The 14,027-nt window shown below is 68.6% G+C and carries 13 protein-coding genes and 1 pseudogene; 8 read left to right on the top strand and 6 right to left on the bottom strand.

Translation table 11 applies throughout. The features are described from left to right. Positions 1–4: 4 nt before the first annotated feature. The 3 genes from OG289_RS47230 to OG289_RS47220 form a co-directional block, all read right to left on the bottom strand. Complete coding sequence (locus tag OG289_RS47230; protein WP_327320188.1) at positions 5–256, bottom strand: acyl carrier protein; 252 nt, start codon at positions 254–256, stop codon at positions 5–7. Between the two features lie 4 nt (positions 257–260). After that, positions 261–1,109 carry an ACP S-malonyltransferase gene (gene fabD, locus OG289_RS47225; RefSeq protein WP_327320187.1) on the bottom strand — a complete coding sequence of 283 codons (849 nt, stop codon included), beginning with the start codon at positions 1,107–1,109 and terminating at the stop codon, positions 261–263. A 145-nt stretch (positions 1,110–1,254) separates the two neighbouring features. Next, positions 1,255–2,562, bottom strand: a complete 1,308-nt coding sequence (locus OG289_RS47220) for an ATP-grasp domain-containing protein (RefSeq protein ID WP_327320186.1) — start codon at positions 2,560–2,562, stop codon at positions 1,255–1,257. A 433-nt stretch (positions 2,563–2,995) separates the two neighbouring features. Between OG289_RS47220 and OG289_RS47215 the strand changes: the two genes are divergently transcribed. From OG289_RS47215 to OG289_RS47200, 4 genes are all read left to right on the top strand, one after another. Beyond that, positions 2,996–4,636, top strand: a complete 1,641-nt coding sequence (locus OG289_RS47215) for a carbamoyltransferase C-terminal domain-containing protein (protein WP_327320185.1) — start codon at positions 2,996–2,998, stop codon at positions 4,634–4,636. A 69-nt stretch (positions 4,637–4,705) separates the two neighbouring features. Then, positions 4,706–5,944: an MFS transporter gene (locus OG289_RS47210; RefSeq protein WP_327320184.1), complete on the top strand. Its 1,239-nt coding sequence runs from the start codon at positions 4,706–4,708 to the stop codon at positions 5,942–5,944. Between the two features lie 46 nt (positions 5,945–5,990). Then, positions 5,991–7,124, top strand: coding sequence for an LLM class flavin-dependent oxidoreductase (locus OG289_RS47205; RefSeq protein WP_327320183.1), 1,134 nt, complete (start codon positions 5,991–5,993; stop codon positions 7,122–7,124). After that, positions 7,093–7,938, top strand: a complete 846-nt coding sequence (locus tag OG289_RS47200; protein ID WP_327320182.1) for a 4'-phosphopantetheinyl transferase family protein — start codon at positions 7,093–7,095, stop codon at positions 7,936–7,938. The genes OG289_RS47205 and OG289_RS47200 overlap by 32 nt, the downstream gene beginning before the upstream one ends. A 28-nt stretch (positions 7,939–7,966) precedes the next feature. On the opposite strand, the gene OG289_RS47195 is transcribed toward OG289_RS47200, so the two are convergent. Continuing rightward, a complete protein-coding gene (locus tag OG289_RS47195) occupies positions 7,967–8,515 on the bottom strand; it encodes a MarR family winged helix-turn-helix transcriptional regulator (protein WP_327320181.1) in 549 nt (182 codons plus the stop codon). Between the two features lie 39 nt (positions 8,516–8,554). Between OG289_RS47195 and OG289_RS47190 the strand changes: the two genes are divergently transcribed. Together OG289_RS47190 and OG289_RS47185 are read left to right on the top strand one after the other, a co-directional pair. Next, a complete protein-coding gene (locus tag OG289_RS47190) occupies positions 8,555–9,178 on the top strand; it encodes a mycothiol-dependent nitroreductase Rv2466c family protein (protein ID WP_327320180.1) in 624 nt (207 codons plus the stop codon). Further along, on the top strand, positions 9,159–9,452 hold the full coding sequence (locus tag OG289_RS47185) for a hypothetical protein (protein ID WP_327321056.1): 294 nt from the start codon (positions 9,159–9,161) through the stop codon (positions 9,450–9,452). The genes OG289_RS47190 and OG289_RS47185 overlap by 20 nt, the downstream gene beginning before the upstream one ends. A 115-nt stretch (positions 9,453–9,567) precedes the next feature. Here OG289_RS47185 and OG289_RS47180 read toward each other — a convergent pair. After that, positions 9,568–9,750, bottom strand: a pseudogene (locus OG289_RS47180) (fructosamine kinase family protein); the annotation flags it as partial. Positions 9,751–10,029: 279 nt separating this feature from the next. After that, entirely contained in the window at positions 10,030–11,370 is a 1,341-nt protein-coding gene (locus tag OG289_RS47175) for a mucin-1 (RefSeq protein WP_327320179.1), read from the bottom strand. 181 nt (positions 11,371–11,551) lie between these two features. Here OG289_RS47175 and OG289_RS47170 point away from each other — a divergent pair, with 181 nt between their 5' ends. Next, on the top strand, positions 11,552–12,571 hold the full coding sequence (locus OG289_RS47170; protein WP_327320178.1) for a LacI family DNA-binding transcriptional regulator: 1,020 nt from the start codon (positions 11,552–11,554) through the stop codon (positions 12,569–12,571). A gap of 87 nt (positions 12,572–12,658) precedes the next feature. Next, positions 12,659–14,002: an ABC transporter substrate-binding protein gene (locus tag OG289_RS47165; RefSeq protein ID WP_327320177.1), complete on the top strand. Its 1,344-nt coding sequence runs from the start codon at positions 12,659–12,661 to the stop codon at positions 14,000–14,002. Positions 14,003–14,027 lie beyond the last annotated feature (25 nt).

The raw sequence follows: 14,027 nt of genomic DNA, 5'->3' as shown, positions 1-14,027 counted from the left end.
CTACCTAGACGTCCGCGCCCATTTTGTGGGCCACAAAGGCGTCGATCGTGGCGAGCGACACGAAGACGTTGGAAAGTATCTCGTCCGATGCGATCTTCACACCGAACTCGGTCTCCAGGTAATCCATCAGCTGCAGATAGCCAAAGGAATCCATGACGCCTGCCTTGAAGAGATCGGTGTCCGCGGTCACGTCCTCACCGAAATCGACCAGGAACCGCTCTTCCATGTACTGCCTGATCTTCTCTGTCCTGAGCATTTCCTCAGCCCTCCGCTCTGATGTGCGCCACCATGCGCGTAAGATCCTTGCCGCCGATCTCCTGGTGCTCCAGGCCGTCTTCCAGCGACATGAGATATCGGATGCTTTCGGTCCAGCGCACCGGCTCGACGAGTTGTTCGGCCAGCCGTTCACGGATTTGACCGGGCGCGTGCGGGCGGGCCGTCACGTTCGATACGACGGGAGCCCGGGGCTCCTTGAAGACGATCCCCTGCAGAAACCGGGAGAACTCCGCCCGCACCGGTTCCATGTAGCGTGAATGGAAGGCACCGCCGACCCGCAGGGGAACGAATCTCACTCCCCTGTCACGGAGTACGGCATGGGCCGCCTCGAGCGCCTGGGCGGAGGCCGCGATCACCACCTGGGCGTCGGTGTTGAAGGCCGCGATGTCGACGCCCTCGACGTCGTCCTCCGCGAAGATCTCGGTCAGGCGGGCTGCCGGGGCGTTCATCACCGCGGTCATCCCGCCGCCGACCGCCTCAGCCATCAACTCGGCACGTCTGCGCACGATCCGCAGGCCGGTTTCCAGGTCGAACACACCCGCTGCCAGCAGCGCGTTGTATTCGCCGAGGCTGTGCCCCAGGTAGTAGTCGGCGGGGCGTTCCTCGCGGCGCTCGCGTTCGAACAAGTGGAGCGCGTTCACGGTGAACAGGGCGGGCTGGGTGAATTCTGTCCTCGAAAGCCGGTCATCGGGATCGTCCCGGCAGAGCGCGGCCAGATCGTACCCCAGCAGGTCGGACGCGTATTGCGTGAGCCCCGGATAGCTCCGGAAAAGGTCCTGCCCCATTCCCCGGAACTGCGAGCCCTGCCCAGGAAACATCAGTGCGAAGGTCATGGTTCCTCTTGAAACTCGACAGGGAGGAAAATGGCAGGCCGACCGCGGGGTCTCGTGAGTTGTGGGATCGGCGAAGTGGGGCGACGGTGCCTGACAAACCGTTCGCACCCGCCGAGGACATGAAAGCACAATGATCGACTTCGAACTAGCGGTCCGCCGGGCCGGTCAGTACCGCGGACCCGTCGAGCAGCTGGACTTCGATCCCGTAGGACTCGATGATGCCGAGCGCGTCCCGCTCGATCGACTCGGTGGTCTCACCCGCCAGAATGAACAGGCCTGAGCCGACGAAGAATCCCGGAACCCGGTTGAACACCTTGCCGATGTCCGGGATCTCGGAATAGATCACCGAATCGGGGCAGACGTCCAAGCCCCTGATGCGCTTGACCTGGCACAACGCGTCTTCCTGGAGGGCCGGGTGCACCCAGCCGGTGACTCCGCGGCCGGCTGCCCGCAGATCGAGGTGGGTCGTGGCCTTCTCCACGGCCGACGGCAGGTTCATGCACACCGCGATCGACTCGGCCAACAGGTCCAGACCGTACGCTTCCTGGAAGTGGCGCCTGATGTAACCGCCGCCGAGACGATTGGCCACCTCCAGGAAGACGAGGTCACCGTCGGGCGTGCGAAACGCCTCCAGATGGAACGACCCGTCACGCAGCCCCAGAGTGCCCAGTACCCGCTCGGTGAACTCGTGGATCTGCCGTACCTGCACAGGATCGTCGATGCAGACCGAGGCCAGGGCCTCCTTGCCGTACTGCAGATCGAAGCAGTTGCCCAGGTAGCGGGCGGCGCTGAGGAAGAGGATCTCGCCGTCGCGCATCAGGCCGTCGAAGTGGCACACGGCTCCCTCGACGAACTCCTCGACCTCATAGTGGTCCCGGATGCCCTCCGTACGCGCGTACCGCAGGAAGTCCCCGGCACTGTCGAAGATCTCGATGCCGAAGCTGGCGGCCTGGCTCCTCGGCTTGAGCACGACCTTCCCCGGCAGGCCGGCCGCGATGTCCTCCAGTTCGGCCGTCGGTGTCGCGGCGTCCACGTCCCAGTAGCGCGGCACTCTCACCACGCCGTTCAGTGCCTGCTTCATCAGGACCTTGTCCCGGAAGAGCAGTGTCGTCCTGACGTCCGTGCCGGGCAGGCCGAACTCCTCTCGGAGCCGGGCCGCGGGCAGGGTGGTGTTCTCGTAGAGGCCCACGATGGCGGACGGTTCTCCCAGGTCCCGCGAGAACTCCCTGACCAGCGCGATCATCTGCTCCGACGCTCGGTCGTAGTCGTCCAGGTCGACTCGGCGGGGCAACGCCAGGATGCCGACGCGCGCGAAGCGCCGACGCACGTCCTCCGGAAGGCGTGAAGCCGCGAAAGCGTCCAGGAGAAGCGTCACGTCGTACTTCTCGAAGTCGATCACGGCCGCGTCCTGATCGGCGAACCCGACATGCACCACATGTTCTTTGCTGGCCACCGCGCGCGCCTCCGGTCATTCGAGTCATCCGACGATTGATCAAGATCGCAACCGACCGCAGGCAACGTCCAGCTCCAGGAGTGCACCGTCAACCTCCAGGAGTGCACAGTTAATTGACTACCAGTCAGCCTCACGGCGGCCCTGATGTGACGATCACCACAGGTGGTTGCACGCCGGTGACCTGTCGGATTTCATAAGCCGCGGATCATGGAACCAACCCCCGACGGACCAGAGGCGTCCTCAGCGTTCCGTTCCGTGAGATGGGCTCTCGGCGACTGTTCCCATGCCTGTCATGCGCGCCGACCCAACATACCTACGTGCACTCACCACTGCCGTATGTCCGCGGTCTGCGACCGCTGTCCATCAGAACTGCTGCCGCTCCGGGCCTCTGGCACTCGGCGGCCGGCAACCCAGCAACGGAGGTGCAACTCACATGTGGGTCCTGGGCGTCAACTGGAATCGACACGACACCGCTGCCGTGCTCGTGGACGGCGATGGCACCATTTGGGCCTTCGCCGAGGAAGAGCGCTTCACACGCGTCAAACACGCCGAAGGCAGCTTCCCGGGGCAGGCCGCGCGGTACTGCCTCGAGGTGGCCGGAATCTCCTGGCGCGATCTCGATGCCGTCGCCATGGGCTGGGACATGCCTCGCTACCGCACCTGGCACGACTCCGAACGCCAGGAGATGTACGCCGCGCTCTTCGGTCCGGAAGCCGCCACGGGGCCGGCCCCCGAACTCGTCTTCGTCGAGCACCATCTGGCGCACGCCGTCTCGTCGTTCTACGCCTCGGGTTTCGACAAGGCCGGCGTCCTCGTCGTCGACGGCAGCGGCGAACTGGAATCCGTTTCGATCTTCGCCGGTGACCGCGCCTCCGGCCTGAGCCTCAAGCGCCGCTGGCCGCGCGGCTACTCCTTGGGGTCCATGTACGAGGCGGCGAGCCGGGTACTGGGCTTCGGCACCTACGGCGCCGGCAAGACCATGGGGCTGGCCCCGTACGGGCAGGGCTCGGAGTCCGCCCTCCTGCCGATGGGAGATCTGATCGGCGACGGCGGCTGGAAGAGCAAACCGCCCTTCGAGCATGAGCCCGACGTGCCGTACGAGGTGCTCACCGACTCGTGGATGGGCTATTTCGGTGACCGGTTCGGCCAGGTGACGCAGCCGACGGAGCACCTCGACCGCGATGCGGTGGCCGTACGGATCGCGGCGAGCGCTCAGCGCACCGTCGAGGAGAACTTCCGGGCTCTCTATGCCGAGACCGTCTGTCTGAGCGGCACGGACCAGGTCTGCCTCTCGGGCGGCGTCGCCCTGAACTGCGTGGCGAACGGCAAGCTTCCCGACCCCACCTACGTTCCGCCGTTCCCGCACGACGCCGGTGTCTCCCTCGGAGCGGCGTGGTTCGTCTGCCCGCCGAAGAAGGTGGAGCTCCTTCAATCACCTTACCTGGGCAGGGACTTGGGTACGGGTGACGCCGAACTCGACGGACTGAGGGACGCCGGGTTCCAGGTGTCGGACTTCTCGCCCGAGGCCGTGACCGACCTGTTGCTCACCGGTGCGATCGGTGCCGTGGCACAGGGCCGGGCGGAGATCGGTCCCCGGGCGCTGGGCCACCGGTCGATCGTGGCGGTCCCGCAGCCGTCCAACGTACGGAACCGGATCAACACACTCAAGAACCGTGAGCAGTGGCGGCCGCTCGCCCCGGTGACCCTGGCCGCGTTCGCCCCCACGCTGTGGCCGAGTCAGGGCCTTCGGGAGCGCTACATGGTCGGCAGCGCCGTGGTGTCCGGGCACGCGCGCGAGGTCATGTCGGCGGCGACCCACCCGGTCGACGGCACCACCCGGCCCCAGGTGATCGTCCCGGGTCAGGCACCGGTCGTGGAGAGCCTCCTCACGCGTCTGCACACGCTCGGAGAAGCACCGGTCCTGGTCAACACCTCGTTCAACGGGCGGGCGGAACCCATCGTCGACACCGCCGCCGACGCGGTACGCACCTTCAGGAACCTCGGGCTCGACTTCCTCGTCCTGGGCGAGCACCTCGTCCGCCCGGGCACGCCCGCCTCGGGCCAGGGGAAGTAGCCGGTGGCCTCGGCTGTGAGCGGAGAGGAACCCACACCGCAGTCGCGGCACCCCCGCGGGCGTACCCGTATGTTCGACGTACTGCGGGTACGCAACTTCCGCCGGTTCGTCATCGGCCAGGCGGTCTCCCTGACCGGCACCTGGATGCAACGAGTCGCCCAGGACTGGCTGGTCCTGGAACTGTCCGGGAACGACCCGATCGCGTTGGGCACCGCGACGGCGCTCCAGTTCCTGCCCATCATCTTCCTTTCCCTGTGGGCCGGGGTGCTGGCCGACCGGCTGAACGTACGCAAAACGCTAATGGTCCTGCAGGCTCTGATGGGACTGTGCGCCCTCACACTCGGCCTGCTCGACCTCGGCGGAGTGATCCAGCTGTGGCAGGTCTATCTGCTGTGCCTGGCACTCGGGTGTCTGTCCGCCCTGGACGCCCCCATCTTCGAGTCGTTCGTGGTCGAGATGGTCGGGGTGGCCAACGTCCCCAAGGCCGTGCCGCTGAACTCCATGACCTTCAACGTGTCCCGGATCGTCGGGCCGGCTCTTGCCGGAGCGGCGATCGGCTGGTGGGGCACGGGCTGGGTCTTCCTCTGCAACGCCGCCAGCTTCGCCGCCGTGGTCGGTGGCCTGCTGTGGACGGATCCGCGCACGCTGCACAGCACTCCCCCGGCGCAGCGCACGCCCGGACTACTCCTGGACGGGCTCCGCTACGTCCGCGGCCGAACCGATCTGATGCTGTTTCTGACGCTCACCCTGGTGGTCGGCACCTTCGCGAGTTTCCCCACGTCGATCCCGCTCTTCACCACCAGGGTGATCGGCTCCGGTGTCGGCGTGTACGGGCTCCTGTCCACGATGCTCGCGGTGGGCATGCTGATCGGCGCGACCTTGGCGACGCTGTACGCCGACAAGGTCGGCAACCGCCAACGGCTGCTGCTCCTGAGCTCTTCGGCGCTCGGCGCGCTGGAGGTGGTACTCGGTCTGATGCCCAGCGTGTGGCTCTTCGGCCTGATGCTGGTCGGAGCCGGCATCGCCACGACGGTCTTCGTGACCACGGCGCACAGCACCATCCAGCTCTCCGCCGAACCGGAGGTGAGAGGACGGGTCATGGGTCTCTACATGCTCGTCCTCCTGGGCGGCACCCCGATCGGCAGTCCCCTCACGGGTTGGCTCGCGGACACGTTCGGCGGAAGGGCACCGTTCGCCGTGGGCGGCGTGGTCACGCTGCTCACCGCCCTGGTGTGCGGTGTCCTCCTCAGCTTCGGGCCGAGAGGCCCACAGGTGAAGACGCCCGCGCCCGGCACCACGCGAGTCTGAACCCGCCGTCCCGCACCACGCCACCGCAGTAAGGAGATCAGCAGTCATGCCCGTCACTTTCGTGGGGTCCGCAATGACCAACGACGGTTCCGAGACCCGCGCACGCAGTGGTGCGATGTTCGACAAGGACTACACCCTGCGTCTCGCGCAGGCGCACGAGGAATCCGGCTGGGACCGCCTGCTCATCGCCTACCGGTCCAACTGGCCCGATCCCGCCCAGGTCGCCGCGTACCTCGCCGCCAACACCGACCGCATGGAGTTCCTCGTCGCCCACCGGCCGAACGTGTCCTACCCGACCTTCGCCGCCACCACGTTCGCCACGTTCGACCACGTCACGGACGGCCGGCTGACCCTGCACTTCATCAGCGGGGCCTTCGACGACGACCAGCAGCGGGAAGGCGACTACCTGACCAAGGACGAGCGGTACGCACGCACCCGCGAGTACATGCAGATCATCAAGAAGGCATGGACATCGCACGAGCCCTTCGACTACGAGGGCCAGTACTACCGCTTCACCGACTTCGTCAGCGACGTCTTCCCGGCCCAGCAGCCCCGGCCCGCGCTCTCCTTCGGCGGTTCGTCGGCGGCCGCCTACGCGGTCGGCGGCGCGGAGGCGGACATCTACGGGCTGTGGGCGGAGTCCCTCGCCGGCACCGCCGAGCAGATCAAGTCGATCCGGGCGGCGGCCCGCGCGGCCGGACGCACCGACACCCCCCGTCTGCACGTTGCCTTCCGCCCGATCATCGCCGCCACGGAGGAACTGGCCTGGGACAAGGCGCATCGCGTCGTCGACCGGATCCACGCCCGCAAGCAGGGACTCAGCAAGAGCGCGGACGTCGCGTCGTACCGTCTGCGCCGGCTCGCCGAGAAGGGGGAGCGCTACGACCGCGCCCTGTGGACGGGGACCGTGGCGGCCACCGGTGGCGGTGGGCCCGTCGCGGCGCTCGTCGGCACGCCCGAGACGGTGGCGGCCGCGCTGCTCGACTACATCGATCTCGGTGTGGAGATCATCGCGGCGCACGGCTACGACTACGCGGAGGACGCCGTCGAGTTCGGCCGGGAGGTCATCCCGATCGTGCGCGAGGAGGTGGCGAAGCGGGACGCCCAGCGGCAGACCGGGCCTGCCGCCGAGACGCGCGCATCCGCTGTTGCGTCCGGCAGCCCGGCGGTCGGCGGCTGAGGCCGTCCTTCAGCTCGGACAGGACGACGATGCCACCGGGCCGGCGTCGTTCGTCTCCCGGCAGGTGTCGGCACCCGCGAGGGCGGCGGCGCCCCGGCCACCCCCGCGACGTCCCATACCGCACTGGTCCCAGGAGGGACAGATCCTGAGCACGACGCTTCTGGCACCGCTGCTGCCCCAAGGCACCGGGACGGCCGAGGAGTTCGACGACCCGGCAGGGGTGTTCCTCTTCCCTGAGGAGCATGCCTGGATCGCAAAGGCGATGGACAGGAGGCGCCGCGAGTTCGCCACCGTACGGCACTGCGCGCGCCGGGCGCTGGCGGAGTTGGGGCATCCGGCCGTACCGCTGGTGCCGGGGCGGCGCAGGGCGCCCACATGGCCCGAGGGCGTCGTGGGGTCCATGACCCACTGCGACGGCTACCGTGCCGCCGCGGTGGCATGCCGTACCGATGTCTGTTCCCTGGGCATCGACGCGGAACCGCACGAACCGGTTCCTGACGGCATCGTCAATATGGTGGCACTTCCGGGCGAGCGGCGGTTACTGGCCGAGTTGGCCCGCCACGACTCCACTGTGTGCTGGGACCGGGTGCTGTTCAGCGCCAAGGAATCCGTTTACAAGACCTGGTTCCCACTCGTCGGCGAGTGGCTCGGCTTTGCAGATGCCGAGATCCGCATCGACCCGCGCGGTCCGCTTTTCCGAGCCCGTCTCCTGCGCGAAGGCCGCGATCGGGACGGCCGGCGGCTCCACGACTTCCACGGACGCTGGCAGGTCCGTCGTGGCCTTGTCCTGACCGCCGTCGCGTATCAGCCGTGAGAGCCGACAGCACCCGCCCCAGGCCCCGTCACGTGGTTGCCCCGGGCGGGTCTGGGCGCGGTGACGTTCTGTCGGCCCGGCCATCGCCTTCGGGCAGTGTCGAGGCGAGTCGTTCGAGCAGGGCGGCAAGCTGCGTCCGCTCGTCCGCGCTGAGCCCGGAGAGGAGTCGACGCTGGTTGTCCAAGTGGACGGCGATGAGTTCGTCGGTCAGTTCGACGCCCTCGGCGGTGAGGGTGATGAGGCGTCCGCGTGAATCACTCTCGGCGACGGATCTGCTGACCAGGCCACGGGCTTCGAGCCGGTCGACCCGCTTGCTGATCGCGCCGGTGGTGACCAGGACGGTGCGGCTGAGCTCGCCTGCGGACAGCGCGTAGGGCTCCCCTGAACGCCGGAGCGCCGCCAGCACGTCGAAGTCACCGCCGCCCAGGCCCGCGGCCTGGAAGGGCGGGCGCAGCCGTTGGTCCAGTACCTCTGTGAGCCTGAAGAGCCGGCCGATGACGAGCATCGGTGCCGCGTCCAGATCGGGGCGCTCGTGTTTCCACTGTTCGACGATGGCGGTGATGGCGTCGGTCTGCATGCCTTCACTATATCTTCCACGGATGATAAATTGCCTTCCATGGAAGATGAATCTGTTGCTCCTGCCGCCACGCCGGTCGTCCTCTACTTCGATGCCGCCTGCCCCTTCGCCTGGGTCACCTCCCGATGGCTACTCGAAGTCGAACGGCTTCAGCCGATCGACCTTCGCTTGCGGATCATGAGCCTGTCCGTGCTCAACGAGCATCGCGAACTCGACCCCTGGTACCGCGAGTTCAACGACCGGGCCTGGGGCCCGGCCCGGGTGTGCGCAGCCGCCGAAGCCCTCCACGGCAACACCGTCCTGCGCGAGCTCTACACCGCGCTCGGCAGCCGTATCCACGTGGGGCGCAACAAGGACTACGACGCGGTCATCGCCGAGTCCCTCGACGAACTGGGACTGCCCGCGTCCCTGGCCAAGGCCGCACACACCGACGCGTTCGACGCGGACCTGCGCGCCAGCCACCAGGCCGGCCAGGAAGCGGTCGGCGAGGAGGCCGGGACACCCGTCGTCACCGTGGACGGCGTCGGCTTCTTCGGCCCCGTCCTCACCTCCGTCCCCAAGGGCGAGGAAGCGATCCGGCTGTTCCAGGCCACTTCGACCCTCGCCGGGATAGGGGCATTCACGGAGCTGAAGCGGGGGCGCGGTGCGCTCGACTTCCGCTGAACCGGGTGTTCGCACCCGGCGCCGACTCATCGCCGCGAGCCTGGCCGGCTCGATCGGCGACGGCATGTACGTGCCGCTGACGAGCGGGGTGCAGCAGGTTGATGCCCCCGGACCTGGCACCTGTACGGCGCCCAGCCGCCGCCAACGCCAGTGGGACGGCGAGCCGGTCCCGGACGAGCCCGTGATGTACATCGGTCTCGAACGTCCCGAGGGGCTGCACCCGGACTCCCGGTTCATCACCCTCGAAAATCTGCGCGACTTGATCCCGGGCTGAGTGCTAGCGTTGCCCGCGGCGAGGCCATGAAGGGGCTTCCTTCTCATTCACTCCAAATGAACTCAAGTCCTTTCGCTCTCCTCGCCCTCGACGTCGCTCCGGGCGGTGCCCGCGCTCACCGCGCGAGCGCCGCCCGAGCCGTTTTCAGGGCCCGTTCCCCGCAGCCACGGCCGAAGAGCACGGCGTGCACCAGCAGCGCGAAGAGCTGCTGCAGTCCGACGCGGTCCGCCCAGCCGTCGGCGAGGAGTGTCGCCCGCCAATAGCCGTCGAGTACGTGGTCCAGGCAGGGGCAGCTCCACCCCACTCGAGCCACTCTTCCGTCGCCCCGATGACGGTGGCGGCGAGCTTGCCCACCGAGTGTGCTGCGATCTCGACCCGGCTGAGGTGTTCCCCGGCCCCGACCATCGATTGCAGGTGCGGGACTCGTCCGACCTTCGACCTTGCCCCGGCTACCGACCTTGCCCCGGCTACCTCGAGAACTCGAGAAGATCACCCGCCGGCTTGCGGGGCAGGTCCGGGCGGCGGCGTGTGCGGGACTCGGTCGTGGGAGCGATCCGTGAGCGGGCTCCCGCGTCGCTCAGGGGCCGGGCCAGACGGCCGAGGCGTCGTCGCGGTGGGGGTCGGGCAGCCGGATCGGGCGTACCGGGATCGTACGGCCGTGTTCTTCGGTCACGGCTGTCCACGGGGCGGGATGCCCGGAGTAGGACAGGGTCGTGAGGGCGAAGACGTGGTCGGCGTAGACCTCGACGTATTCGCCGATGGTGAGGATGCGCAGGGTGGTGGCGGGTTCGGTCAGGACGGTCTCGCCGAGGCGGGTGCCGTCGGGGCCGGTGATCCAGAGGTTCTTGCCGTCGCAGACCACGGCAAGGACGGGGCGGCTGCTGCTTTCCGTGTCGGCACGCAGGGTGATGTGAACGGGCCCGGTGATGTCGATGTCGCCGACGGCGTGCAGGGCGGGCTGGTCGGTCTCCTCGCCGAGCCAGGCGTCGAGGCCGGGCCACCATTCCAGGCGGGGCGACGAACCCTCCCTTACGACAAGGGACTTGGGCTGAGCGAGCATGCCGCGGCAGCGGTCGCCCGTATCGGTGAGGCCGACCTGGCGGGGCGTGGTGTGCAGGACGACTCGGGAGCCGTCGGGCGCGGCGATGACGCGCGGGGCGTACGAGCCGGTCGGCCCGAGGAGGCCACGGCGGGTCCAGGGGCCCCGCAGGCTCGGCGCGGTCCACGACTCGAAGCCGCGGGTCGCGCCGATGGAGCCGAGCAGCAGCCAGCTGCCGTCGTCGAGACGTTCCAGGACCGGGCACTCCAGTTCGTCGACGTCGCCGGGTGAGATGAGAGGCGGCTGGATCGTCCAGTGCTCCAGGTCGTCGGAGGTGGCCCAGGCGACGCAGCCGCCGGACTCGACGGGCAGGGATGCGTCGCTGGCGCAGACCACCATCACCCAGCCCTCCGTCTCGTCGTCGCGTACGACGAACGGGTCACGCCAGGCCATCTGCTCGCCGGTGCGGTACCAGCGCGGGTCGGCCTCGACGACCGGCCCGGTGCCGTGGCGGCGCCAGCCGGTGCCGTCGGTGCGGTCGGAGTAGGCCAGCCCGACGGACTGGAGCGGCCAGCCGCCCGGCGTCAGTCCACTCACGCCCGTGTAGAACATCGCCATTCCGTCGCCGTGCCGGACGGGGTGCATGGTCCATACCGCCTGCTGGTCGAAGCGGCCGGGCAGGCCGACCCCGAACGCGGTGCCCTGCGGCTGCCAGCCGACCAGGTCGGTGGAGGTGGCCCGGCCGTAGGAGGTCTCCATCCGCAGGTGGTCGAACTCGGCCGTCCAGGGCCCCTGGAGGTGCAGCACCGCGTACGTGCCGGCCTCGTCCCGCAGCAGGGCGAAGTCGTTCACACAGAGGCCGGGCGGGGCGTATCGCATGCACAGTTCCTGTCGGCTCACAGCGCCCAAACGCGTGCGCTGACCATCGGCAAATACGGACTCTCTTGAGAATCGGCCCAAGTAAATATGAACGCAAACGCTTGCGCAACAAGTGGGTCGGGTTTACGGTCACGTCACCCACAGATCACACCGACGTGAAACCAACGGGAGGAACTGCGCCGTGACGGCCAGCATCAACGACGTCGCCCGCGCCGCCGGCGTCTCCGCGTCCACCGTGTCCCGCGCGCTGCGCGGCCGGCCGGGCGTCTCCGACGAGGTGCGGACCCAGATCGCGGCCGTCGCCGCGCAACTCGGCTACACCGCCTCCCGCTCGGCCTCCAGCCTGGCCAGCGGCCGGACCTACACCATCGGCGTGCTGGTCCCGTATGTGGGCCGCTGGTTCTTCGGCACCGTGCTGGACTCCGCCGAGAAGGTGTTCAGCACCGCCGGCTACGACGTGCTGCTGTACAACCTGGGCTCGGCGGAGACGCGCAAGCGTTTCTTCACCAAGCTGCCGGTCCGCAAGCGAGTGGACGCGGTGCTGTCGCTCCTCATTCCTGACGACGGGGAGTCTGCGGCGCTGCGCTCACTGGGGGTACCGCTGGCCACCACGGTCGGCGGCGCCCGGCCCGGATTCACCGTCGTCGGCATCGACGACCGGGCCGGCACCGAGAGCGCCGTACGGCATCTGGTCAACCTCGGCCACCGCCGCATCGGCATGATCAGCGGGGCCAGCGGGCCGCTGCACTGGACCACCCCCATCGAGCGCCGCAACGCCTACCTGGGCGTACTGGCCGACGCCGGGATCGAGCACGACCCGGCGTTGGAGGCGGACGGTGACTACACCGTCGAGGGCGGCGAGCGGGCGATGACCGCGCTGCTGGCCGCCTCCCGGCCGCCGACGGCCGTGTTCGCGCAGTCCGACGAGATGGCGATGGGCGCCCTTCGCGCCCTGCGCCGCCACCGGCTCAAGGCGCCCGACGACGTGTCCGTCGTCGGCTTCGACGACCACGAACTCGCCGACGTGGTCGGCCTGACCACCGTCGCCCAGCCGGTCGCCGAGCAGGGCGCGGAGGCCGCCCGGCTGCTGCTGCGCCAGCTCGACGAACCCGACGCCGCATCACCGGGGCATGTCCAGATGCCCATCCGCCTCGTCCTGCGCGAGACCACCGCCCCGCCCCGTCCGCGCGGACCCCAGTAGACCCCCCTCCCCTTGAGCCCCACACCCCCACGCCTCGACAAGTACGCCCGCACCACGAACCCTCGCCACAGCATGGAGGCACACACCATGAGCTCGACCAGCAGAAGGCACCGCCGCACAGCCTGTACGGGCCTGGCTCTCGCTCTGCCCCTGGCGGCACTGGCCGCCTGCGGCGGGGGCGGCGGCACCGACGCCGCCGCGGAGGCCGGCAACGGCAAGGGCACCATCAGTGTCTGGGCCCACCAGGGCCAGAAGAGCGAGGACGCCGCCCTGCAGGCCGCCGTGAAGTCCTTCAACTCCTCGCAGAGCGAGATCAAGGTCGAGCTGACACTGCTGCCCGGCAACGACTACACCAAGACGATCACCACCACCGACGCTTCCAAGCTGCCGGACGTGCTGGAGTTCGACGGCCCGACCATGGCGAACTTCGTCTACAACAAGAAGCTCGCCCCGATCGACGACTACGTCTCCTCCCAGACGATGGCCAACGCCACCGACGCCGCCAAGGCACAGGGCGAGATAGGCAACAAGCACTACGGCCTGGGCATGTACGACTCCGGTCTGGGGATCTACGGCAACAAGAAGCTGCTGGACGCGGCCGGAGTGAAGTACCCGACGAGCGTGGACGACGCCTGGACGGCGGACGAGTTCACGGCCGCGCTCAAGGCGCTGAAGGCCAAGGACTCCGACGGCAGGACCCTCGACGTCCAGGAGAACAACGGATTCGCCACCGAGTGGGGCACGTACGGCTTCGCCCCGATCGTCTGGTCGGCCGGCGGCTCGCTCCTGAAGGACGGCAAGGCGGAGGGCGCCCTCGACACGCCGGCCGCGGTCTCGGCGCTGAAGACCTTCCAGTCCTGGAAGACGTACGTCGACCCCAACACCGACGGCAACGCCTTCGCCAAGGGACGCGTGGCACTCAGCTGGGTCGGCCACTGGATGTACCCCACCTACAGCCAGGCCCTTGGTGACGACCTCGTCGTGCTGCCGCTGCCCGACTTCGGAGGCGGCCCCAAGACCGGCCAGGGCTCGTGGGCGTGGGGCATCGGCGCCGACAGCAAGAACGCCAAGGCCGCCGGAACCTTCATGGACTACCTCCTCAACGACACCAACGTCGCCGCGATGACGACGGCCAACGGCGCCCCGCCCGCCACCAAGACCGCGCTCGCCGCGAGCTCCCTGTACAAGCAGGGCGGCCCGCTCCAGCTCTTCGCCGACCAGCTCGCCAAGCCCTGCGGCGACAGCGCCATCACCAAGTCCTGCGTCGCCGTCACCCGCCCGGTGACCGCCGGATACCCCACCATCACCGCGAAGTTCGGTGAGGCCCTCAACTCGATCTACGGGGGCACCGACCCCAAGAGCGCCCTGGAGAAGGCCGCCCGCGCCATCGACCAGGACTTCTCCGACAACGCCGGCTACCAGATCCCGTAGGACCATCGGCCGGGGGCGGGCTCGC

It is taken from the genome of Streptomyces sp. NBC_01235, assembly GCF_035989285.1.
Classification (GTDB): domain Bacteria; phylum Actinomycetota; class Actinomycetes; order Streptomycetales; family Streptomycetaceae; genus Streptomyces.
The sequence above is the reverse complement of the archived record's forward strand: the minus strand, read 5'-3'. Positions and strand labels throughout refer to the sequence as shown.